Below are 23,912 nucleotides of genomic sequence, written 5' to 3'. Positions count from 1 at the left end.
GATGACGGTCGTAGAAGAAGCAGTAGTGACACCGGAGTCGGAAGCCCCGGCCCCCCAACTCCCGGACATACCACGGCGGATCGGCGGCCCCACCCGCTCCGGAGTGCTGGCCCTGTCCGGGGCCGCGGTGTCCGGCCTCTGCGTGAGCGTGCTCCTGTTCGGCGAACTGGCCCCCTTCTCCGGGACGTTGGGCTTCGCGGTCACCTGGTACACGGTCTCCCTGGTCGTCTACGGCGTACTCACCGGCCTGGAGGAGAACGGCCAGGCGGTACGCGACCGGGTGATGACGGTGGTGCTGTGGACGGCGGCGGCCCTGCTGTTCTCCGCCCTCACCCTGGTCGTCGGCTTCACCCTCTGGCGGGGCCGAGAGGCACTCACCTACACCAACTTCTTCCACCAGGACATGCAGGCGGCGGGCCCGCTCGACCCCCTCGGCGTAGGCGGCACAGCCCACGCGATGGTCGGCACCCTCCTCATGATCACCATCGCGCTGCTGATCACCGTCCCGCTGGGGCTGGCCTGCGCGGTGTACCTCAACCAGATCCCCGGCCGCTTCTCCCGCTTCGTCCGCACGATCGTCGAGGCGATGACCGCACTGCCGTCCATCGTGGCCGGCCTGATGGTCTACGCCGTCTGGGTCCTCCAACTGGGCATGGAGAAGTCAGGACTTGCGGCCGGCTTCGCGATCAGCGTCATGATGCTGCCGATCGTGATCAGAGCGGCGGACGTGGTCCTACGCCTCGTCCCCGGCACACTCACCGAGGCCGCGGAGGCCCTGGGCGCACCACGCTGGCGCACGGTCTGGCACGTGGTCCTGCCAACGGCCCGCTCAGGACTCGCCACAGCGGTGATCCTCGGCACGGCACGAGGCATCGGCGAGACGTCCCCGGTCCTCCTGACGGCAGGCTTCACAGCAGCCACGAACTACGACCCCCTGCACGGCCCGATGATCTCCCTCCCCCTCGCGGTCTTCAGCTTCGTCCGCTCCCCCGAACCGGCGATGATCGCCCGCGGCTTCGGAGCGGCGGCAGTCCTGATGGCCCTGGTCCTGATCCTGTTCGTGATCGCCCGGGTGATCGGCGGCCGAGGCCCGGGCCAGCAAACCCGCAGCCAGGCCCGCCGCACGGCCCGAGCCTCCCGCCGGGACGCGGCCCGCTTCGACGAACTCCGGTCACCGGGACTGTCGTTGTTCGACGCGCGTCCCCAAGAACCGGCCACGAAGACCGACGCCGAGAGACCCGAGAAGGGGTCACCGACACCCACGGACGCCCACGGCACGCGCACTACATACGGCGCCGAACCCGTCACGACCTCCCGCACCCCCAACCCAGCACTGGCCGCAGCCGCCCCCGAACCACCCGCACCAGTCGACGGCGAACCCACCCCACAGGCACCACCCGCACCCCGCGACGCAACCGCCACCACCAACGCACGCAGTGGCGGCGAAGCCGACACGGAGGGCGCTCCCGGACGCGACGACGCACGCGCGGCCGCCGACGGCGGATCCGCCCCACAGGGGCCACCCGCACCCGACGACGCAACCATCACGGGTGGTGCGGGTGGGAACGAAAACCCCGCCACCCACCAGCCCGCACCCGGAGAGACGACCGACTGATGCCCAGCCATCGCAGCCTCCCCCGCCCCCTGCGGGCGCTCGGCGCCGTGTTCGCCGCCCTCGTCGCGCTCCTCGCAGGGCCCCTCGCCGGCCCCGCCGCCGCCGACAGCTACACCCCCATCTCCGGCGCCGGCTCCACCTGGGCGGAGAACGCCGTCGACGAATGGCGCCGCGCGGTCAACCAGTACGGCATGCGGATCAGCTACGCCGGCACCGGCTCCTCCGACGGACGGCGTCAGTTCCTCAGCGGAACCGTCGACTTCGCGGTGTCGGACATCCCGTTCCAGACCCACCCCACCGACGGCAGCGCCGCGGAACGCCCCGGCTCGGGCTCGTACGCCTACATGCCGATCGTGGCCGGCGGCACGGTGTTCATGTACCACCTGACCGTCAACGGCAAGCGGGTCACCAACCTCCGCCTCTCCGGCGCCGTGGTCACCAAGATCTTCACCGGGGCCATCAAGACCTGGGACGACCCGGTGATCAAGGCCGACAACCCGGGGCTGCAACTCCCGCACCGGACCATCGTCCCCGTCGTCCGCTCCGACGGCTCCGGCTCCACCGCCCAGTTCACGATGTGGATGGCGGCCCAGCACAAGTCCCTCTGGAACGCGTACTGCGCGAAGGTGGGCCGCTCCGGCGCCTGCGGCCAGACCTCGTACTACCCGACCGTCTCCGGCATGATCGCCCAGTCCGGCGACCTCGGCGTGGCCGGCTACATCGCCCAGAACTACGGCGAGGGCGCGATCGGTTACGTCAACTACTCCTACGCCCTCAACGCGCACTATCCGGTCGCCAAGGTCCTCAACCACGCGGGCTACTACACCGAGCCCACCCCGAAGAACGTCGCGGTCTCGCTCCTCAAGGCGAAGATCAACACCGACAAGTCCTCCGCGGACTACCTCACCCAGCAGCTCGACGGCGTCTACAACGACACCGACAGGCGCAACTACCCGCTCTCCAGCTACTCGTACATGATCCTGCCGCTGAAGGTGCAGGGCACGTTCACGAAGGACAAGGGCAAGACGCTGGGCGCCTTCTCCTACTACTTCATGTGCCAGGGCCAGCAACAGGCGCCGTCGCTCGGCTACTCACCCCTCCCGATCAACCTGGTGAAGGCCGGCTTCGACCAGATCAAGCGCATCCCGGGCGTGCGGGCGCAGAACATCAACATCAAGAACTGCAACAACCCGACCTTCACCACCACCGGCCGCAACAAGCTCGCGGAGACGGCCCCCTACCCGTCACCCTGCGACAAGCAGGGCGCGACGGCCTGCACGACGGGCAGCGGCGGCGCCAAGTCCTCCACGAGCAACGGCAGTTCGGGCGGCGGCGGCACCACGTCCGGCGGCGGCACGGGCGACACCACGACGGGCGGCACAGGCACCACCACGACCGGCGGCACCGGCACCTCCGCCCAACCCTCCGTAGACCCGGACACAGGACAGGCCCTCACCTCGGGCGGAACAGGCACCGCGTCCGGCGGAACCGGCACGGCGGCGGCAGCCGCGGCGGACGGCACGATCGCCCTGGCCCAGCCGGTGGCGGTCTCCACCGAACACGGCTGGACCACCACCCAGACCCTGATGCTCCTGGCAGCGGTCCTGATCCTGGGCCTCCTGCTGCTCCCGTCGATCGCCTCCCGCCTGATCACGTCCCGCAGCACCAACGACCGCCAGGACGAGGTGAGTTCACGATGACGAGCACACCCAAAGCCCCGCACCCGCCGACGGCGATCCCGCCCCACAAGGGCCACCGGCACCCGACGACGAAAGCCGCACGGGCGGTGCGGGTGGGAAGTCGGAAGGCGATGGCGAAGCCGAGGCTACTGGTCCGGCTCATCGCCGGCGCAGCCATCGGCGCCCTCGTCGGCCTCGCCGTAGGCCAGTCCGCCCCGCCCGCCACAGCCGCGCCGGCAAGCGCGGGCTCCGCCGTCACCGTCTCGGGCCGAGGCGAGTTCAAGGACATGAAGTTCACGGTCGACCAGACGACCCACCTCACCAGTCAAGCGGTGACGGTGAGTTGGACCGGCGGCACACCGACCGCCTTCGCGGGCACGCAGTTCAACACCGACTTCGTACAGATCATGCAGTGCTGGGGCGACGACGACGGCACGGTCCCCGCCAACCCCGGCCCGTCCCGCACCCAGTGCCAGTACGGTGCCTCCCCGACCACCGACCGGGGCAGCTGGCCGGGCAACGGCCAGGACGACACCCGGCAGATCTTCTACAGCGCCGACCCCACCAACTACGGCCAGGACAACCGCTACGGCGCCGCCAACCCGAACGCCCCCGGCGAGGTCCCCTTCACGTCGGTGGACGGCACGACGATCACCACCAACACCCAGAACAACAAGTTCTTCAGCCGCAACACCACCAACGAGGTCGACTTCGCCCGCACCGGCGCCGACGGCACCGGCAAGGAGTTCTTCGAGGTCCAGACGGCCAACGAGGCGCCCCACCTCGGCTGCGGCACGCCCGTCACCACCAACGGCGTGACCAGGCCCCGCTCCTGCTGGCTGGTGATCGTCCCGCAGGGTCATCTGGACCTGGACGGAAAACCGTACGCGGACAAGAGCCAGGTCAACGCCGGCTCCCCGGTCTCCTCCACCAACTGGCAGAACCGGATCGCGGTCAGGCTGGACTTCAACAGCGTGGGCACCAACTGCCCGCTCGGCGCCGACGAACGCCCCACCACCGGCAGCGAGTTGGTGGCGGACGCGATGACCAGCTGGCAGGCGAAGCTCTGCTCGGCCGGCAAGGTGTACAGCTACACCGAGTTCGGCGAGCCGGACACCCGCTCCCGGCTGATCGCGGACGGTTCGACGGGTCTCGCGTTCACCACCCGCAGGCTCGGAGCCGACACGGGCACGACCGCGCCGTCGGACACGACGACGTACGCGCCGGTCGCCCTCTCCGGAGCCGTCATCGGCTTCACGATCGAACGCAGATCCTCGTCCGGGGCACCGGCGTCCGAAGAGAAACTCGACGGCACCAAGGTCGAGTCCATCAGGCTCGACGCCCGCCTGGTCGCCAAGCTGCTCACCGAGTCGTACCGCAGCTCCACCTGGGGTTCGGTCATCAGCGGCACGGCGGTCAAGGGGTACGGCTGGGCGCGGAAGAACCCGTCCGGGCTCGCCACCGACCCCGAATTCATCGCGCTGAACCCGGAGTTCGCCTACCTGTCGGTCGCCGAGACCCCGGCCACCGACACCGATCTGCTGACCTCGCTCGGCCACTCCGACACCGCCCGCGCGATCTGGCAGTGGATCCTCGCCGACAAGGACGCCCGGCGGTTCCTCGCCGGTGTCCCCGACGACGACGGCATGCGGGTCAACCCGTACTACAGCACCAACGCCGACCTGAACCCGACCGGCACCGCCTTCGACCCGTCGCACACCGACGACTACCCGAAGAGCGACCCGTGGTGCACGATCCCGCCGGGCTCGGGCGCACCCGCGACGAACAAGCAGTGCATGATCGACTTCCACCCCTATGTGGAGGACATGCACGCCGGCGCGCTGCACGCCCGCCGCGCGGACACCCTGTGGAAGTCCACCTGGGACCCGCTGGCGACCCCGCCGGCGTACAAGAACTCCGGCCCGCAGATCGTCGGTTCGCGCTTCGTCATCACCATCACGGACGCGGCCTCCGCCGCCCGCTACGGCCTCCAGACCGCCCAGTTGCAGAACAACGCGGGCCAGTACGTGGCCCCGACCGCGGCCGCCCTGACCGCGGCGGCCGCGACCGCCACCGGCTCCGGCGTCCCCGAGGTCACCCCGGCGAACGCCACGGCCAAGGGCGCGTATCCGCTGACCGAGCTGGTGTACGCGGCGGTGCGCCCCGGGAAGGTGAGCAAGGCCGCCCGCAAGGACTACGCGGCGCTGCTGCGGTACGCCTCGGGCGCCGGCCAGACGCAGGGGGCCGATCCGGGCAGGCTGCCGTACGGCTACGCGCCGCTCACCGTGAAGCTGCGCGCCCAGGCCGGCGTGGCGGCGGACGTGCTCGTCGCGTACACCGCTCCGAAGTCCACAGCGGGCGGCGGCTCGGCCGCCGGGGGTACCTCCGCCTCGGGCGGCGGTGCGGGTGGCTCCGCCGGGGGGACCGGTGGCACTGCGGGCGGTGCCGGTACGGGTGCCGGTGGCGTCGGCGGCGGTGCGAGTGTCGCGCCCAGCGCGTCGGCGTCGTACGACGGGGGCCAGGCCGTGGCGACTACGGCGGCGGGGACGACGCCTGCCGACCCTGCGAGTCCGCTGCGCTATGCCGTGCCGGTCGGTGCGGTACTTGGCGCTGTGGCCGGGATTGGGGCGCCGTTCGCCGGCGGGGGACGGTTGTCAATTGCCTCAACGCAGACGGTAGTTCGTCGACTGCGGGCGCGTCGTGGCTGGTCGCGCAGTTCCCCGCGCCCCTAAAAGCACCACTCCCCGGAGACGCAAGTGCTCCCCCATGAACCGCCGTCCGCCCCGAAAGGCAGTCGGGGCGGACGGCTCGCACCACCCTCTCAGATTCACCCGACGTCACCTCGCACACCTTCTGGAGAACCGCAATGCGCAGAATGCGCCTCTCGGCGGCCATGGTCGCCGCCGCCGTGGTGTCCGGCACGCTGGCTCTGGCGAGCCCGGCGTCCGCCGACCCCACCCCCGCCGGGACCTTCCGCCAGCTCGTCGGCGTGGGGTCGGACACCACCCAGGACGTCACCAACGCCCTGGCCGGTGACACCGTCAACGGCACCAGCTACTCCGCTTCCGCCGTGAAATCGGCGAACGGCGCGGGCATCGCGTCCTACGACGCGATCGAGCCGGGCACCGGCGCCACCGGCACGAAGATCACCACCCGCACCGGCGGTACGACCTTCCTGCGCCCCAACGGCTCCGGCGCCGGCCGCACCGCCCTGAGCGAGTCACTGACCGGCGACCTGGACTCCACCGGTGCCTCGGTCAAGGGCCAGGTCGACTTCGCCCGCTCCTCGGGCGGTCCGTCCAGCTCCGGCACCGCGCTCACGTACATCCCGATGGCGCGTGACGCGGTCGGTGTCGCGGTCAAGGGCTCGGCCCTGGACACCCTGACCGTGAAGCAGCTGCACGACATCTACATCGGTGCGCTGACCGTGGTGAACGGCCAGACCGTGCACCCGAAGATCCCGCAGTCCGGCTCCGGCACCCGCAAGTTCTTCCTGAACGCGATCGGCGTGGCCGACCTCGACGTCGCCGCGAGCGTCACCGTCGTCCAGGAGAACCAGGCCGACGCGGCCCTCACCGAGGACGGCGCGCTCGTCCCGTTCTCCGTCGGTTCCTGGATCGCCCAGAACAACGGCATCTCCCCCGACTACAGCAAGACGGCTGCGGCCGCCGGCGGTCACCTGGCCTCCGTGCAGCTGCCCGGCGACGACGGTGCCACCAGCCCGGTCACCACGGTGAACGGCAAGCTGGCCCCGGTCAACGCCTACTACGAGAACGCGACGTTCGGCCGTGACGTCTACAACGTCGTGCCGAGCCGGGCGATCGACCCGACCAGCATCTTCTACGACAAGGACCTGTACGACGTCTTCGTCACCAGCGGCAGCCACACCGCGCAGCTGGCGTCGGACGCCGCCGAGTCGGTCATCGCCAAGTTCGGCTTCGTCAACGAGTCCTACAACGGCTCCATCTCGGTCGCCAAGCACGCCAAGCTCGGCGGCCTGGAGGAGTCCAGCTCCTTCGACCACTCGGTGCCGAACGCGCCCACCCTGAAGTCCACGCTCGGCGACGCGAGCCTGACGCTCAGCTGGACCCCGAACAGCGTCGTCCCGGCCATGCCGGTCACCGACTACCGGATCACGCTGACCGGCGCGGACGGCGCCCTCGTCGCCACGAAGGACGTCGCGGCCTCCACCACGTCGTACTCCTTCACCGGTCTCGCCACCGGCACCTACACCGCGACGGTCACCGCCAACAACGTCAACGGCACCGGTACCGCGGCCAGTTGGACCGGCGCCGTCAAGTACGCGAGCACCACCAAGGCGACCACCGCCACCACCGCGTACGGCACGACCCCCAAGGTCGCGGTCACCGTGACCGGCACGCACGGTGTCGTCCCCAGCGGCAAGGTCACCGTGAAGGACGGCTCGACGGTCGTCGGCACCGGCACGCTGAACAGCTCCGGCAAGGTCACCGTCAACGTGTCGAACCACCTCAAGGTCGCCACGCACAGCCTGACCGTCTCCTACGCCGGCGCCACCAAGCTCAACGCGTCCTCGGCGACCGTCTCCCTGAAGATCGTCAAGGCGACGGCGGCGGTCTCCAAGACGGCGCCCGCCTCGATCTCCCACACCGCCCGCGCGAAGGTCACCGTCAAGGTCACCGCGACCGGCACCACGCCCACCGGCACCGTCCGCGTCTACGAGGGCAGCCGGATCATCGCGACCGGCACGCTGAGCGGCGGCAAGGTCACCCTCACCCTGCCGAGGCTGAGCCGGGGCACGCACACCCTGCACGCCTACTACGCGGGCTCGACGACGGTGAACACCAAGTCCGGCGCCAACTTCACCATCAAGTCCACCTGATCCACGACCAATTGACCGTGCGGCCGGGGAGACCTCACCGTCTCCCCGGCGGCCCCTACGACGACGACAGCAAAGGAGGCCGGCCGCCGTGACCGTCGCCACCCCCGTCAGGCCCGCTCCGGCCGCGCCGTACGCCCTCGTGCGGAGCGTCCGCGGCGTGCGGAGCGTCACCGCCGTCCGCCACCTCTCCCGCGGCGGGCTGCTCAGCCTCGCCGCCCTCCTGCTCGGCATCACCGCGCAGCTGCTCGTGTTCAGCGGCGCCCAGGAACACTCCGCGCAGCACGCCGCGTTCGACGAACTGCGCGGCCAACTCGCACTGGGCACCGCCCCGGTGTCCCAGACCGACCAGCAGGGCAAGCTCCTCGCGCCCGGCACCCCGGTCGCCCTGATCCGTATCCCGTCCCTGGGCCTGAGCCAGGTCGTCCTGGAGGGCACCGACTCCACCGTCCTGACCGACGGTCCCGGCCACCGCCGTGACACCCCGTTCCCCGGACAGTCCGGCACCAGCGTGCTGATGGGCCGGGCGGCGGCCTACGGCGGCCCGTTCGGGCGGCTGGCCGAGCTCCGCGAGGGGGTCACGTTCACCGTGACCACCGGCCAGGGCACGGCGAGGTACCGGGTCACCGGCGTCCGCCGGGCCGGCGACCCGGCGCCCGCGCCCCTCGCCGCCGGCCAGGGGCGTCTCGTCCTGGTCACCGCGACCGGCCCGCACTTCATGCCGGCCGGCGTCCTGCGCGTCGACGCCGACCTGGTCTCGACCGCCTTCCAGACCCCGGCCGCGGTGATCCGCTCCGGCACCCTGCCGGACTCCGAAGAACCCCTCGCCCGTCCCGACGGCGTGCCGTGGCCCCTGGTGATGTGGCTCCAGGCGCTGCTGCTGGCCGCCGTAGGGGCCGTATGGGCCTGGCACCGCTGGGGCCGTCACCAGACGTGGATCGTCTTCGCCCCGCTCGTCGCGGTCCTGGGGCTCCAGGTCGCCACGCGCACCACCGAACTGCTGCCGAACCTGCTGTGAACCGAGGGAACCCGACATGACCGTGACAGAGACCGAGACCGAGACCGACACCGCCGTCCTCCCCGTCGTCGACCCGACGGCCGCCCCCGCGACCCTCGAAGCCCGCGCCGTCTCGGCCTGGTTCGGCACCCACCAGGTGCTCGGGCAGGTGTCGCTGACCATGCCCGCGGGCCAGGTCAGCGCGCTCATCGGGCCGTCCGGCTGCGGCAAGTCGACGTTCCTGCGCACCCTCAACCGGATGCACGAGCTGATCCCGTCGGCGGCCTTCGGCGGCGAGGTGCTCTTCGAGGGCGAGGACATCTACGACGCCTCGTGGCGGCTGACGGACGCCCGCCGCCGTATCGGCATGGTCTTCCAGAAGCCGAACCCGTTCCCCGCGATGTCGATCTACGACAACGTGGTGGCCGGTCTGCGCCTGACGGGCACGCGGGTGGGCCGCCGTGAGAAGGACGAGCTGGTGGAGGAGTCGCTGACCCGGGCCGGGCTGTGGAAAGAGGTCCGCGACCGGCTCCGCCAGCCCGGCGGCGCGCTGTCCGGCGGCCAGCAGCAGCGGCTGTGCATCGCCCGCGCGCTCGCCGTACGCCCCCGGGTCCTCCTCATGGACGAGCCGTGCTCGGCGCTCGACCCGACCTCCACCCGCCGGGTCGAGGAGACCATCCACGAACTGGCCGGGCAGGTCACCGTGGTGATCGTCACCCACAACATGCAGCAGGCCGCCCGCGTCTCCCAGCAGTGCGCGTTCTTCCTCGCCGAACAGGGCACCCCCGGCGGGATCGTGGAGGCCGGCGCGACCGACGACGTCTTCGGCTCCCCGAAGGACTCCCGGACGGCGGACTATGTGGCGGGCCGCTTCGGCTGAGCGTCACACATGCGCCGTATGTCACACGCGTCACATGAAAGACGGGGTTTGGATCGCCGGAAGGCGGTGAGGCGAGCGGAATGCGTGCTTCTCCCACCGCCTCCGCCGAGACCCCCGTACGACCGTCCGCCGCCACCGCCGGCGCGCCGGAGCCCGCCCCCGGGAAGCAGCGCGACCCCTTCTTCGACAACGCCAAATACCTCGCGATCGTCCTGGTGGCGATCGGCCATTCCTGGGAGCCGCTGCGCTCCGGCAGCCGCAGCGTCACCGCGCTCTACACGCTCGTGTACGCCGTCCACATGCCGGCGTTCATCGTCATCTCCGGCTATTTCTCCCGGAGTTTCCGCGCCACCCCGCTCCAGATCCGGCGGCTGCTCACGGGAATCGTCGTGCCGTACGTCGTCTTCGAGACGGCGTACACCCTCTTCACCCGCTGGACGGACCACCAACCCGACCGCGCGATCAGCCTGTTGGACCCGCTGTATCTGACGTGGTTCCTGGCGGCCCTGTTCGTCTGGCGCCTCACCACCCCGGTCTGGAACCACGTCCGCCACCCGCTGCCCCTCGCCCTGGCGATCGCGATGCTGGCGACGCTCTCCCCGTCCATCGGCAACGACCTCGATCTGCAACGGGTGTTGCAGTTCCTCCCGTACTTCGTGCTCGGCCTCTCCCTGAAGCCCGAACACTTCCAGCTCGTACGGCGGCCCGAGGTACGGCAGTCGGCGGTCCCGGTGGTCGGGTGCGCGCTCGCACTGGCCTACTGGTCGGTGCCGCGCTTCGACTACTCCTGGCTCTTCCACAACGCGAGCGCGGAGCAACTCGGCGTGCCCGACTGGGAAGGCCCGCTGATGACACTGGCCCTGTTCGCCGTCTCCACCCTCCTGGTCGCCTGCTTCCTGGCCTGGGTACCGCGCCGCCGTACCTGGTTCACCGCCCTGGGCGCGGGCACGCTCTACGGCTATCTCCTGCACGGCTTTGTCGCGCAGGGCGCCAAGTCCTGGGGCTGGTACGGCCCTTCGTGGGTCCAGGGCCCACTCGGCGAACTCACGGTGACGGTGGTCGCCGCCGCCGTGGTGACCGCGCTGTGCGCACCGCCCGTCCGCCGGGCCTTCCGTTTCGCGATGGAACCGGAGATGCGGTGGGCGTTCCGCCGTGACGCGACGGAACTGGCCCGTGCCTCATAGCGAGGGTTGTCCTCGATCGGCGGGCCAGTTCATGAATTCGCGCTGAATCGCGGCTGACGTTTCGCGCCGGGGCACCTCTCGTGCGAAAAGGGGCACAACCAAGCCCCGGAAGGGAGGGTCGTACGCGGTGTCGGAATTCGAATTCCTCGGAATCCGCCAACTCCCCTTACGTTTCACGGAGGTTGTGCGATGTCCACCCGTTCTGTCAGTCGCCTCGCGACCCTGGCCCTCGGCACGGCCCTGGCCGCTCCGCTGCTCCTCGCCCAGACCGCGAGCGCGGCCACCGCTCCGGCCACCGCCGCGCTCGGCAACGGCGGCAACGAGGTCCTGTACACGGCCGCCGCCGGACAGGCCAACAAGGCGGTCGTCACCGCGACGCACACGACCGGCACCGACAGGATCACGTACGTCATCGACGACGTCGTCACCATCAAGCCCGGCACCGGCTGCGCGTACCCCACCGCCTCGGACCACACCAAGGTCTCCTGCACGGTCACCATGCTGGACAGCCAGGACCCCTACCCCACCGTCCAGTTGACGCTCGGCGACGGCAACGACAGCCTGACGTACCACAACAGGACGTCCCAGACGTACTACTTCGCCTCCGCCGACCTGGGCGCCGGCAACGACACGTACACCGAGGACGGCAGCGTCGACGGCAACTACGTCTCGGGCGGCACCGGCAACGACACCCTCACCCTCGGCAAGTACTCGGTGGGCTGGGGCGAGAACGGCAACGACACCATCCACGCCGGCGCGATGACCATCGCCCAGGGCGGCAACGGCAACGACACGATCACCACCACCGGCAGCGCGGTCGACGGCGGCGCGGGCAACGACGTCATCACCGGCGGCGCGGGCGGCCAGAGCCTGACCGGCGGCGCCGGCAACGACCGGATCAGCGGCGGCGCCGGCAACGACTACATCTACGGCGGCACGGGCAACGACGTCCTCTACGGCAACGCCGGCGCCGACACCATCTACGGCAACTCCGGCAACGACACCCTGTGGGGCGGCACCGGCACGGACGTCCTGTCGGGCGGACCGGGCCGCAACTCCGTGCACCAGAACTGACGCGCGACCGAGCCCTCGGGAGCCTGCCGGGAGGTACCGCACCCTCCCGGCGGGCCCGTGCCGGGATAACCCCTTTCCCACCTGTCACAGGCATGCCATACGCTGCGCATAGCAGCCGCGCCCCGCGCGTCACCGCGTCTCTCATCCGCGGTCACGTCCGGGTGCTGCGCGGCGCTCTCAACTCCCGGTCTCCTGACCGGTTTTCCTTGTGGGGGGAACAGCACGTGCGGATGCGCAGCATCTCCACCGCGACAGCGCTCGCGGTTCTTTTCGGCTCGGCGGCGCTCAGCGTCGTAGCGACGGGTACGGCCTCGGCGGCCACCGCCGCCGTCACCTCGCCCGGCGGCCTGGTCGCGGACGGCGCCCTCAAGCGGGTGTTCGTGGGCGACGGTGCGGCCGGTACGGTCGCGGCCACCGACTACTCGGGCAACGTCCTCGCCTCGGTCGGCGGCATCAAGGGGGTCTCCGACCTGGCCCTCTCCGACGACGGGGCCACCGTCTACGCGGCGGCGCAGGAGACGCACGAGATCGTGGCGATCGACGCGGCCACCCTCGACGTCAAGGCCCGCTACCCGGTCGCCACCGGCAAGGGCCCGCGCTACCTCGCCTTCTCCGCCGGCAAGGTCTGGTTCACCTACGGCGACCAGTGGTCCGGCAACCTCGGCTCGTTCGACCCGGCCACCGACCCGGCGAGCGGCACCGACCCCGTGACACTGGCGCAGCTGCCGGAGGGCGTCACGATCTGGGACCCGGGCTTCCTCGACACCGCCGCGTCCCGGCCCGGCCTCCTCGCCATCGGCGAGACCGGCATCTCCACCGACTCGATGGCCGTCCTGGACGTCTCGGGGGCCACCCCGCAGAAGGTCGCCTACTACGGCGGCGACTACACGCTCAACAGCGGCATCTACGACATCGACCTGGTGCCCGGTGCCGACGAGGTGCTGGTCAACGGCTCGGTGCGGGACGCCTACGCGGACGGCAGGTTCGCCCAGGCGGGCACCTACCCGAACGGCCAGCAGGCCGACATCGCCGCCGACGGCACGGTCGCGTCGGTCAGCGGCGGCACGATCACCACGTACCGGCCGAACGCCACGAAGGCGATCCGCACGTACAGCAACGGCGTCTACGGCACGGCCGACCTCACCTGGGCCCCGGACGACTCACGGATCTTCGCGCTGGTCGCGAAGTCCAGCGGCGGCTACACCCTCAAGGCGCTGACCGACCCCGAGAAGAACGTCCCGACCCTCACGGTCAACGCCCCCTCCTCCGCGGCCCGCGCCAAGAAGCTCACCGTCACCGGCAAGCTCTCGGCGACGGTCGCCCTGCCCGCCGGGGTGAAGCTCCAGGTCACGCGCACCGACCTGGAGTCCCCGAAGGGCAAGGCGCTGCCCACCGTCACGGTCCAGTCGAACGGCACGTACTCCTTCGCCGACACCCCGCCGGCCGGCGGCACGGTCACCTACAAGGTGGCCTACGCGGGCGACACCGGGCACGCGGCGGTCAGCGCCTCCGACAAGGTCTCCGTGTCCCGCGCGGCCACCGGCCTGAGCCTGAACAACAACGGCAAGCTGTACTCGTACGGCGCCGACGTGAAGTTCACCGCGCACCTCGGCAAGACCTACAAGAACCGCACGGTCTCGATCTACGCGGACCCCTTCGGCGGCGACAAGCCGAAGAAGCTCGTCAAGACCGGCAAGGTCAACTCCAGCGGCAACCTCACGGTGACCGTGGACATGACCCGCGACACCGCCGTCTCCGCGGTCTTCGCCGGTGACGCCCGCTACGCGTCGAAGACGGTGAAGGTCAACGCGTACGCCAAGGTCAAGATCTCCACGGCGATCAGCAAGCACTACAAGACGGCGAAGATCGGCTCGACGTCGTACTACTGGTTCCACAAGAACTCGGCGCCGATCGTCACCACGACGATGACGTACTACCCCAACCGCGAGGAGCGGCTCGACCTTCAGGTCTACTACCAGGGCCGCTGGTACGACTCCGACTCCGAGTACTTCGGCCTCGGCACGAACGGCAAGGTCGCGGTGAACCTCGGCGCCCCCGGCGAGTCCGGCATCAAGGCCCGCATCCGGGCCGCGTACATCAACGGTTCCTCCGGTGACAGCGTCAACTCGACGACGTACAGCGGCTGGAAGTACATCTACTTCTCCAACTAGTGGTTCTTTGACGCCTGTTCACCAGGTGTAGGGCAGCTCCGCCGCGACGACCGTGGGTCCTCCGGCGGGGCTGCTCACGTCTGCGGTCCCGTCGAGGGCGGCGATACGGCGGCGCAGACCGAGCAGTCCGGTGCCGGCGGCCTCCTCGGCGCCGCCCTTTCCCTCGTCCCGTACGCACACCGTCAGCCCGTGGGGCACCCGGGCGAGCCGGACCTCGGCGCGGTCCGAGCCGCTGTGCTTGGCCGCGTTGGTGAGCGCCTCGGCGACCAGGAAGTACGCGGCGGCCTCGACCGCGGCCGGGGCCCGCGGACCGGTCGCCAACTCCTCCACATCCAGGGCCACTTGGAGCCCGCTGCCAGCGGCGAGCGCCTGTACGGCACCGGCGAGCCCGCGGTCGGTGAGGATCGGCGGGTGGATGCCGCGCACCACGTGACGCAGCTCCGTCAGCGCCTCCTCCGCCTGGTCCTGCGCCTGCGCGAGCAGCCGCCGGGCGGCCTCCGGATCACCGCCGCCGTCCCGGTCGTAGGCCCGCTTGGCCAGTCCGATCCGCATCGACAGCGCCACCAGCCGGGCCTGCGTCCCGTCGTGCAGGTCCCGCTCGATGCGCCGGAGTTCGGCCTCGTGCGCGGCGATCACCCCGGCCCGGGTCTCGGCGAGTTCCTCGACCCGCTCGGTGAGCAGCGCCTTCGGCGACGGCTTCAGCAGGGCGGCCGACCAGCGCGCGTCGAGGTCCGCGAGCCGCCCGAGCAGCGGCAGGACGAGCGCCCGGCGCCGCAGCAGCCCGCACCACACGCCGTCGACGGGCAGCGCCACGATCCACAGCGGGACGGCGAGCAGTCCGAGCAGCCCGTACGCGTACTGGGCGAACATCCACCGCAGGTCCCGGAACGTGCCGGGATCGCGGACCGCCGCGACGAACCGCTCCCGCAACGGCCGTCCGTCCAGCGGCACGTACGCCTCCGCGATCTCCCGCCCGCTCCACCCGGCGACCTGCCGCCGCCTGGCGCCCGCGATCCGGCGCACCAGCAGCACCGCCTCGGGCAGCATCCAGGCACCGACCACGAACAGCGTCCCCATGGTCGCGATCAGCAGTGCGGTGACGAAGAGATACGTCCCGAACGTCATGGCCACACCTCTGGCCAGTTGAACCGTCGCCCGCGTCGCCTGCCGCACTGTCATACCCATGCTCACCAGGCTGGCACCGGATTCCGGGCGGCGCGGGAGAGCAGGGTGCCGGATGCATGGTGTAGCCGACTACACCATCGGGTGCCCCGCCGCCCCGGCCGGTGTCCCGGCCGGGTACACCGTGTCCAGGCCGGTCATGAGCTGGCCGTACGCGCGCTCCGCCTCGGCGACGGCGTCGGCGTAGGCCTCGTCGGCGGTGCGGCCCGCGGCCATCGTGCGCCAGTTCGCCGTGCTGAGTTCCTGCTGGACGACGATCAGGTGTGTGGCGGCGAGGCGTCTGGTGAGCGGGGTGGAGTCGGGGACGTCGGGGAGGGCTTCGGCGAGCGCGTCGATCTCCTGGCTGCGGTAGCGCTGCGCCAGGCCGGTCTGGAGGCTCGGGGTGCCGTAGAGCAGGTCCATGAAGCTGAGCACGTCTGGGTGGTCGTTCAGGCCGGTGATCGGGTCGCGGGCGGCGAGGCGGTCCAGGAAGTGGGCGCGCAGGGCGGCCGTGGGGGACAGGGCCGGCGGGCGTCCGCGTACGACGCGGGCCGCTTCGCCGAGGTGGTCGGCGAAGCGGTGCAGGACCAGGTCCTCCTTCGCCGGGAAGTACCGGAACAGCGTGGCCTTGGAGACCTCGGCCGCCGCCGCGACCTCGACGACCGACACCTCGTCGAACCCCTTCTCGCGGAAGAGACGCAGGGCTTCCTGTGCGATGAGGTTCCGGGTGCGTTCCTTCTTGCGCTCGCGGAGGCCGGGGAGTTCGTCCATGCGGGCCACATTACCAGACGATGAGACCGAGAATCAAATGAGACCCGAGATGGAGTGAAGTCGAGAATCTTCTGAGACCCGGTTGCATTTTCTTGCCGTTCGGTGTTCCCTTGAGGCAACGACGACGAGAGGGATCGCGATGAGCGACGACGTACTGATCGCGGGCGCCGGGCCGACCGGCCTCACGCTCGCCATCGAGCTGGCCCGGCGCGGTGTGGGGGTGCGGATCGTGGACGCGGCGCCGGCCCCGCACCGGGAGTCCCGGGGCAAGGGCCTCCAGCCGCGCACCCTGGAGGTCCTGGAGGACGTGGGCGGCACCGAGCGCGTGCTCGCCACCGGGACGACACGGCTCCCCTTCCGCAAGTACTTCGACGGCAGGCATGTGAACGACACCGACCCGTTCGCGGACGCGCTCCCCACGCCGGACGCGCCGTACGAGCGGGGGGTGCTCATAGGGCAGTGGAAGGTGGAGCAGATCCTGCGCGAGCGGCTCGCGGAGTTCGGGGTCGGAGTCCGACTCGGCACGGAGGTCGTCGAGTTCGAGCAGGACGCGGACGGGGTCACGGCCGTCCTCGCCGACGGGGAGCGCGTCAGGGCCGGTTACCTGGTGGGCTGTGACGGCGGGCGCAGCCGGGTGCGCAAGGTGCTGGGGGTGCGCTTCGACGGTACGACCGACGAGACGCAGTCGATGGTCGTCGGGGACGTGGAGGCCGAGGGGATCGGCCGGGACGTGTGGCACCAGTGGTTCACGTCGGACGGCGGCGGGGTGGCGCTGTGCCCCATGCCCGGCACGGACTCCTTCCAGCTCCAGGCGAGTCCCGAACTCGACGCGGACGGCGAGCCGTTGCCGCCGTCGCTGGAGAGCTTCCAGCGGATCTTCGACCGGTACGCGCGCGTGCCCGGCGTCACGCTGAGAAACCCGACCTGGCTCTCCGTCTGGCGGGTCAATGTCCGCATGGTCGACCGGATGCGGGTCGGCCGGGTCCTGCTCGCCGGGGACGCGGCCCATGTCCATCCGATCGCGGGCGGGCTTGGTATGAACACCGGTATCCAGGACGCCTACAACCTGGGCTGGAAGCTGGCCCTCGCGGCCACCGGGCAGGCCGACGCCGGGCTCCTGGACACGTACGAGGAGGAGCGTCTTCCGGTGGCCGCCTGGACGCTGGGGGTCACCAGCGACCTGTACGCCCAGGTGCTCGAAAGGGTCAAGGAACCCGGCACGGGTATCGAGGTCGCCGCTCCGCCGCCGATGGGCACCGGCTACCCGTGGAGCTCCCTCGCGGGTCCGGCCGACGGCTCTGTCGCAGCTGCTGGGGATCCCGCCGCCCTGCGCCCCGGCGACCGCGCGCCCGACGCCCCCTGCCTCGACACCTCGGGCCACCCGGTCCGGCTCTTCCAGGTGTACGCCGACCCGCGGTTCACGCTGCTCGGCTTCGGCGCCGAACTCGCGGACACCGTAGGCAAGTTGGCGGCCGAGCACGACGGCCTGATGCAGGGGTTCACGGTGGACGAGGACCTGCGCGATCACGAGGGGCACGCCCGGCGGGCGTACGGGATCACCGGCCCGGCCCTCGTGCTGATCCGCCCCGACAACCACGTGGCGCTGTTCACCCGGGACCCCGCCGAGGTCACCGCTTATCTCACGCGGATGGCCACAATCACTCCCAAAGAGTGATACTCGGAGTATGAGCACGGCAGCGTACGAACTGCTGGCCGCGTCGTCGCACAACACGCTCGACGTGGGCGCAGCCTTTCTGGGTGGCCTGCTGATCGCAGGCGCGCTGGTCTGGGCCATACATTTCGGTATGAAGGTCCGTGACCAGGAACTTCCGCGGCCGCTCCCCGAGGAGCAGCCGCACCTCCCCGACACCGGCGCCGTCCATGAGATGCGCGAGATGCGGGAACCCGACGAGATGCCCGTCGCCTCGGAGGAGAAGGAACGGCTGATGCCGTACCAGCTCCATCACTCCGGAAGCCGGACGGGAAAGGACCAGAGCCGGCAGCGCTGGCTGCCGGGAAGGAGCGGTTCCTTCGGCGGGGGCGGCATCGGACACGTCTGACCCGCCCACTCGCCGGTTCGGCCGTTCGCCGTCCCTACTGACGCGCCCCGGAGGTCTTCGGGTCGTAGACCGCCAGTGCCCAGATGACGAACACGTCGACCGCGATCATGATGACCGACCAGATCGGGGCGTATGGCAGGAACATGAACTGGAGGATCGCGCTGAGGCTCGCGAGGACGATGCCGCAGACGCGGGCCCAGGCCATGCCCCTGAGGATGCCCCAGCCGGTGACCGCGCCCACGGCGCCCAGGCAGAGGAGGATCACGCCCCAGCCGGTGAGGTTGATGCTGTACACGTAGTCGCCGACGCGGGTGTAGACGTCGTCCTTGGCGAGCGCGGAGATGCCCTGGAGGATGGCGATGACGCCGTTCATCAGCATCAGGACACCGGCGAAGACGGCACCGCCGACCGCGAGCCCGCCGCCGGACGGGGGCGGGCCGTAGCCACGGCTGCCGGGGGCCTGACCGGTGTGCTGGCCGGCGTCGTTCCAGACCGGGGGTTTCTCCTCACCGCCGGTGGACGTCGAATGCGGCTGCTGGGTCGAGTGCGGCTGCTGCGTCATGGCGATGCCCCACCTCTCTGTGGTGTGTGGTGCTTCGACCATCCGGCCGAGGCCCGCCGTCCACCAGGGGGGTTACGCCGTCCGGGTGAGTCCCGGATGCTCGTCCGCCGGGTCTTCGTCCGCCGCGAGGAACTCCACCACCGCCAGCGCGAACAGCAGCGCGAGCGCCAGCCCCACCACGACCCACCCCGTCGGATACGACCACAGCAGGTAGGTCAGCAGGGCCGCGGCCACCAGGAGCCGGCCGATCCACGTCCGGTACCGGCGCACGAACGGCCCCACCGGCCCCGTACGCAGTCCCGCCCCGTCGGCGGTGGCCCGCACCGCCCCGATCCCGGACGTCCACAGCCGCCGTACGAGACCCGCCCGCCGGCTGGGCCCCGTCAGCCAGGCACCGAGCGCGACCACCACCCCCACCGCGACGACCATCCGCACCGTCGTGCTCAGGAACCGGGTCAGCGCGTCGTACACGGCCGCGGCGGCGGGCTGTGACACCCCGGCCGGGAGCGCGTCGAGGTACAGGGCGCGGGCGATCCGCAGCGCGATGCCGAGCAGGCCGGTCGCGACGGCGACCCCCAGCGCACCCGTGACCAGTGCCCTGCGCCGCCGCCCCGCCAGCAGCACGCCGGCCGCGACCAGGACCAGGACCACCAACGGCAGCCAGACGCCCGCCAGTTGAAGAAGCCGGAAGTACTTCCGATACGAGTCGAGGTCGTCGTTCTGGACGAGGGTGATCGACGTCTGAATCTCCGGGATCTTCCCAGCGACCGTCATCCCGTCGGCGACCAGCCGCTGTTTCACCTGGTCCACGACCGGACCGACGTCGAGCGTCACCGCGCCGCCGTCGAGCCGTACAGCACCGCCGCCGCTGCCGGTCAGGGCCTTTTCCACAGTGCTGTGGACACGCCGGTTCGCGTCCCTCCAGATCCCGGCGAAGGCGTCGGAGGCGGCGACGGCCCGCGCCTTGTCGTGCACGAACGCGCGGACCGCGTCCTCCAGGGAGCCGCCGAGCGCCCCCAACGCCTTCTCCAGCAGCGGGCGTTGGGCGGGCGCGACGCCGGACAGCAGGGTAGCGAGGTCGAGATGTCCCATGACCGCCACCGTCACCCGGTCCGCTACGGCGTCCTGGATGTCCGGATGATCGGCGAGAGGCGCCACCGTCCGCACATAACGCTCCGTATCGCCCACCGTGTCCGCCGTCCACGCGGCCACGACCCCGAGCGGAGCGAGCACACACCCGACGACAACGAGCAGCACGGCAACCAGCGAACGCACGCGGCGCCCGGGCCCACGCGCCCGCTCCGCCTCCAGGGCAGCCACCCGGGCCCGCAGCCGGTCGAGTTCCGTCACCCTGCCAGCGCATCCCCGACGCCCCGGTTCCGCGAGCAGTGCCACGCCGTTCGGGTGACACCGGCACCCTGGAGCGGGCGTCGGTCGGGTCAGGCCATCCAGAAGAAGACGGCGGTCATCCGCTTCTCCTCCAGGGTGCTGCCGTGGTAACCGGTCGCGCTGTGCACGAGGTTGGCGTGGTAGAGCAGGAGACTGTTGTACTTGTGCGGCACGCGCACGTCTTCCTCGAACGCATCCGGCGCCACGAACCGTGTACCCAACGCCTCGACGAGGTTGTTGTGCGGAGCCTGCACGACGTTGCCGCCGAGCCGGCCGCCGGGCAGATGCTGCCGGTAGAAACTGGTCCCGCAGTCCTTCGGCACGGACGGGTTCAGATACAGCACGGCGGCGTACCGGCACAGCGACCGCGAGTCGGTGTGAGGCCGGGGTTCGCTCTCGCCCTCCCCCACGACCTGGATGCAGTTGTGGTTGAGCGTCCCGCCGCCGGGCGCCTTCTGCACCCACAACTCCTTGGCCCCGGTGGCCTGTTTGACCAGCCGCTCGATCCGCCCCAACTCGGAGGGCTCCAACCCCGGCATGGTCCGCAGCCCGGGCCAGGTCTCCGAGGTGTACGGATACCCCTTCACCCAGTCGTCCTTCGCGAGACACCGTTCCCGTACGGCGTCGACATCCGGAAGGACGTCGTTCAGCACCCAGTAGTCACGGCCCTTGGTGGGCTTGCGGTACGGGAGGACGGGGAGCGGGACCTGACGGGCCGCCCGCTGGGGGTGTGGGGGGAGTGGTGGCATGGGGCCGAACGTATAGCGGGGGTTCGCCAACGCTGTGCCATCCACCGGTCAACATTCCGTCAACGGAAGGGCGTTGGCCTACTCCTGGCCGTCCGTCTCCTCGGTGAACAACTCCTCCGCCCGGTCGACCGTACCGGCCCGGTCGAGCCAGTCGTTGAGGCGGTCGAGGTCGGTGCAGGTGGTGACGCGTTCCCGGACGTCGTCGGAGACGACCAGCCCACGGACTTCCAGGACGCGCAGGACGCCCTTGGCCTCTCCAGCCGCCTCACCTTCGAAGTAGGCCCTCTCCATGAGGTGCCCTCGGCCGGGGAAGTAGTTGACGAAACCCATGATGCTCCTCCATTTGTCTCCGGCGGGGGTGTCCCCCAGAGTGACGTCGAGAAATTGGTAGATGTAGTCGGAGGCGTCGGAGTCCATGCCGCCGAGGGCCTGGTCCAGTGCGTCCAGTATGGCGTCGCATTCGGGGTTGTTGGCGTGTGTCAGGGCGGAGAACGCGGCCATCGCGGGATTCTTCGCCGCGCTCCGCACGTCCGTGATCATCGGGAGGTTGTCCGGCCCGACGACGAGGGGGCACGTGCGCTGGACCGTCCAGCCGCGTGTACCGCAGTCGAACGGACCGGCCGCCCACTTGGCCGTGGCCCGGTCGCGACAGACCACGAGCAGCAGCACCGGCAGCTTGTACTTCGACTGGAGATACGCGACGTAGTACGCCCAGCTCTGCTCCTTCCTGTCGTCCCGCCGCTCCTGCGCCTCGACGGCGAGCAGGAAGTCCTCGCCGTCGGACGGACAGATCCGCAGCGCCGTATCGATGTGACGGGCCATCGGCCGCGTCTCCGTCGCGTCGGTGGTGATCGCGTACACCGCCGCCTTCTCAGGTAACGCGACGCCCAGTACGTCGAAGACGGGCGTGAGGATCTCGGGCCGCTCCTGGAAGATCCGGTGCATGCCTTCGTGAGCTGATGTGACCATGTGCGCAACCTAGGTGGATCAAGGACCCGGCTGTCCGGCCGATTCGGGTACGTTCACTCTTTCGAGGGGGGAAGGAACGTTCAGGCCACGCCGCCCAGTTCGCACCAGACGTACTTGCCCCGGCGGCCGTCCCTGGACAGCGGCTGCCATCCCCATTGGTTCGCGCAGGCCTTGACGAGGGCGAGTCCGCGCCCGTCCTCCAGATCGGTGATCGAGGTCAACTCACCTGGGGGTTGCGGAGGTTCGGGGTTCGCGTCCCAAGCCCCGATCCGGAGGATGTCCGGCGACCAGGACACTCGCAGCGCGGCGGGACCGTCCGTATGACGTACGGCGTTGCCCACCAGCTCCGTTGCCAGGAGTTCGGCGGTGTCGACCAGGCCGATCAGCCCGTGCATCGTCAGGACGAGGCGGAGGGTACGACGGCAGACCGTGACGGAAAGGAGGTCGTTGGGGATGTGGAGGGAGTACTCCCAGGGGGCAGGACCTTCGGTTTTGGGCATGCGTGAACTCCGTGCGTGTCGTGGGGAGTTGGCCTTCGGGGACGGTGGCAGTGCCGCAGCCGTCGTGGCAGGACGGAGCGGTGCGCTTCCGGTACCCCGGTGTTTCGCAGGGTGTGCGGCACATCACCGACGGTAGGGTCCAACATTGGTCCACCGCAAGCTGTTGCCGTAATCTGCCCACGAACGGGGCGGTGCCCAAAGGCTGTTGAGGAACGAGGGAAGAGCCCATGCCGCGGAGAAGGCAACCCACCGCGCGCCAGGCGCGCCTAGGTGCCGAACTGCAGAAACTGCGCGAGGCAGCCGGGCTGACGGGACGCGAAGCAGCGGCGGCACTGGGAACCGACGCGGGACGGCTGAGCCAGATCGAGTCCGGTGTGGCCGGGGTCAGCGAAGAGACCGTGCGCCGACTCGCCGCCAACTTCGCCTGCGCCGAAAGCGATTTGGTCGACGCCCTCGTGGCCATGGCAACGGACCGGACGCGTGGCTGGTGGGAGGAGTACCGGGGTGTACTCCCCGCCGCCTACTTCGACCTCGCCGAGCTGGATCATCACGCGACGTTCCGTCATGACGTGGCGGTCACGCACGTGCCCGGTCTGTTTCAGACCGAGGCCTACGCACGCGACCTCTTCTCCTACATGAACCCAGAGTTCCCGGAAGGCGAGTTGGCCTACCGGGTCGCCCACAGGATGAAGCGGAAGGTCATCATCGAGGGCCCGGCCCCCATCCCGTACGTGACCGTGATCCACGAAGCCGCGCTCCGCATCAGGGTGGCCGGCCGGGTCGCCTTCCGTGCTCAACTGGCCCAGATCCTGGAGCTGTCGGAGGCGGAACACATCACCGTGCGGGTCATCCCGTTCGAACTGGACGCCTTCGCGGGAGCCGGTGGCGCGATGGTGCACCTGGGCGGGGTGGTACCCCGCCTGGACACCGTGGTACGCGACGCTCCGCACGGCACCGCGTTCCTCGACTCCGATGCCCAACTGGCGCACTTTCGAAAGCTCTTCCGTAAAGTGAGGAACGAGTCGCTCGACCCCGCGCAGTCACGTGACCTCATTCACCAGTTGGCCAAGGATCTGTGAGGTAGAGCCATGATCACCCCCGCTCAGTGGCAGAAGTCATCCTTCTCGGGCGGCGGTGAAGGCAACGACTGCGTCGAACTCGGCGCAACCCCCACCACGATCCACCTCCGCGAATCCGACACCCCCGCCACCGCACTCACCACCACCCCCGCCCCCCTCGCCCAACTGCTCCAAGCGATACGCACGGGCACCCTCACCCCACGCCCGTAGGACC

Annotated in this window: 20 protein-coding genes; 13 read left to right on the top strand and 7 right to left on the bottom strand. The window is 70.4% G+C overall.

Annotation, left to right across the window (positions count from 1 at the left end; all coding sequences use genetic code 11):
• Position 1 precedes the first annotated feature (1 nt).
• From pstA to ACQHII_RS25375, 9 genes are all read left to right on the top strand, one after another.
• Positions 2-1,615 carry a phosphate ABC transporter permease PstA gene (gene pstA, locus ACQHII_RS25415; RefSeq protein ID WP_427921468.1) on the top strand — a complete coding sequence of 538 codons (1,614 nt, stop codon included), beginning with the start codon at positions 2-4 and terminating at the stop codon, positions 1,613-1,615.
• Complete coding sequence (locus ACQHII_RS25410) at positions 1,615-3,315, top strand: phosphate ABC transporter substrate-binding protein PstS (RefSeq protein WP_427921467.1); 1,701 nt, start codon at positions 1,615-1,617, stop codon at positions 3,313-3,315. Before pstA ends, ACQHII_RS25410 begins: the two co-directional genes overlap by 1 nt.
• Positions 3,312-6,026 (top strand): hypothetical protein, encoded by a 2,715-nt coding sequence (locus ACQHII_RS25405; protein WP_427921466.1) that lies wholly within the window; start codon positions 3,312-3,314, stop codon positions 6,024-6,026. The genes ACQHII_RS25410 and ACQHII_RS25405 overlap by 4 nt, the downstream gene beginning before the upstream one ends.
• Positions 6,027-6,160: 134 nt before the next feature.
• Positions 6,161-8,155 (top strand): Ig-like domain repeat protein, encoded by a 1,995-nt coding sequence (locus tag ACQHII_RS25400; protein WP_427921465.1) that lies wholly within the window; start codon positions 6,161-6,163, stop codon positions 8,153-8,155.
• 88 nt (positions 8,156-8,243) lie between these two features.
• Entirely contained in the window at positions 8,244-9,170 is a 927-nt protein-coding gene (locus tag ACQHII_RS25395) for a sortase (RefSeq protein WP_427921464.1), read from the top strand.
• A gap of 16 nt (positions 9,171-9,186) precedes the next feature.
• Positions 9,187-10,029: a phosphate ABC transporter ATP-binding protein gene (locus tag ACQHII_RS25390; protein ID WP_427921463.1), complete on the top strand. Its 843-nt coding sequence runs from the start codon at positions 9,187-9,189 to the stop codon at positions 10,027-10,029.
• Between the two features lie 80 nt (positions 10,030-10,109).
• A complete protein-coding gene (locus ACQHII_RS25385) occupies positions 10,110-11,213 on the top strand; it encodes an acyltransferase family protein (RefSeq protein WP_427921462.1) in 1,104 nt (367 codons plus the stop codon).
• A gap of 189 nt (positions 11,214-11,402) precedes the next feature.
• On the top strand, positions 11,403-12,287 hold the full coding sequence (locus tag ACQHII_RS25380; protein ID WP_427921461.1) for a calcium-binding protein: 885 nt from the start codon (positions 11,403-11,405) through the stop codon (positions 12,285-12,287).
• A 230-nt stretch (positions 12,288-12,517) separates the two neighbouring features.
• The gene (locus ACQHII_RS25375) at positions 12,518-14,458 is read left to right on the top strand and encodes a YncE family protein (protein WP_427925409.1); all 1,941 of its coding nucleotides are present in this window, start codon (positions 12,518-12,520) and stop codon (positions 14,456-14,458) included.
• Positions 14,459-14,476: 18 nt separating this feature from the next.
• On the opposite strand, the gene ACQHII_RS25370 is transcribed toward ACQHII_RS25375, so the two are convergent.
• The gene (locus ACQHII_RS25370; RefSeq protein ID WP_427921460.1) at positions 14,477-15,643 is read right to left on the bottom strand and encodes a histidine kinase; all 1,167 of its coding nucleotides are present in this window, start codon (positions 15,641-15,643) and stop codon (positions 14,477-14,479) included.
• Between the two features lie 69 nt (positions 15,644-15,712).
• Positions 15,713-16,390: a TetR/AcrR family transcriptional regulator gene (locus tag ACQHII_RS25365; protein ID WP_427921459.1), complete on the bottom strand. Its 678-nt coding sequence runs from the start codon at positions 16,388-16,390 to the stop codon at positions 15,713-15,715.
• A gap of 139 nt (positions 16,391-16,529) precedes the next feature.
• Here ACQHII_RS25365 and ACQHII_RS25360 point away from each other — a divergent pair, with 139 nt between their 5' ends.
• Together ACQHII_RS25360 and ACQHII_RS25355 are read left to right on the top strand one after the other, a co-directional pair.
• A complete protein-coding gene (locus ACQHII_RS25360; protein ID WP_427921458.1) occupies positions 16,530-18,065 on the top strand; it encodes an FAD-dependent monooxygenase in 1,536 nt (511 codons plus the stop codon).
• 10 nt (positions 18,066-18,075) lie between these two features.
• Entirely contained in the window at positions 18,076-18,450 is a 375-nt protein-coding gene (locus ACQHII_RS25355; protein ID WP_427921457.1) for a DUF6479 family protein, read from the top strand.
• A 34-nt stretch (positions 18,451-18,484) separates the two neighbouring features.
• Here ACQHII_RS25355 and ACQHII_RS25350 read toward each other — a convergent pair whose 3' ends face one another.
• The 5 genes from ACQHII_RS25350 to ACQHII_RS25330 form a co-directional block, all read right to left on the bottom strand.
• Positions 18,485-19,012 carry a DUF7144 family membrane protein gene (locus tag ACQHII_RS25350; protein ID WP_427921456.1) on the bottom strand — a complete coding sequence of 176 codons (528 nt, stop codon included), beginning with the start codon at positions 19,010-19,012 and terminating at the stop codon, positions 18,485-18,487.
• A gap of 72 nt (positions 19,013-19,084) precedes the next feature.
• Entirely contained in the window at positions 19,085-20,362 is a 1,278-nt protein-coding gene (locus ACQHII_RS25345) for a hypothetical protein (protein ID WP_427921455.1), read from the bottom strand.
• Positions 20,363-20,451: 89 nt separating this feature from the next.
• The gene (locus ACQHII_RS25340; protein ID WP_427921454.1) at positions 20,452-21,150 is read right to left on the bottom strand and encodes a DUF6445 family protein; all 699 of its coding nucleotides are present in this window, start codon (positions 21,148-21,150) and stop codon (positions 20,452-20,454) included.
• A 78-nt stretch (positions 21,151-21,228) separates the two neighbouring features.
• Entirely contained in the window at positions 21,229-22,119 is an 891-nt protein-coding gene (locus ACQHII_RS25335; RefSeq protein WP_427921453.1) for a hypothetical protein, read from the bottom strand.
• 80 nt (positions 22,120-22,199) lie between these two features.
• Complete coding sequence (locus ACQHII_RS25330) at positions 22,200-22,619, bottom strand: ATP-binding protein (RefSeq protein WP_427921452.1); 420 nt, start codon at positions 22,617-22,619, stop codon at positions 22,200-22,202.
• Between the two features lie 227 nt (positions 22,620-22,846).
• On the opposite strand from ACQHII_RS25330, the gene ACQHII_RS25325 reads away from it, so the two are divergent.
• Positions 22,847-23,698: a helix-turn-helix domain-containing protein gene (locus ACQHII_RS25325; RefSeq protein WP_427921451.1), complete on the top strand. Its 852-nt coding sequence runs from the start codon at positions 22,847-22,849 to the stop codon at positions 23,696-23,698.
• A gap of 9 nt (positions 23,699-23,707) precedes the next feature.
• Positions 23,708-23,908, top strand: a complete 201-nt coding sequence (locus tag ACQHII_RS25320) for a DUF397 domain-containing protein (protein ID WP_427921450.1) — start codon at positions 23,708-23,710, stop codon at positions 23,906-23,908.
• Positions 23,909-23,912 lie beyond the last annotated feature (4 nt).

This window comes from Streptomyces sp. cg40, from assembly GCF_050320165.1.
GTDB lineage: Bacteria > Actinomycetota > Actinomycetes > Streptomycetales > Streptomycetaceae > Streptomyces > Streptomyces hokutonensis.
This window is presented reverse-complemented; position numbering and strand designations above follow the sequence as displayed.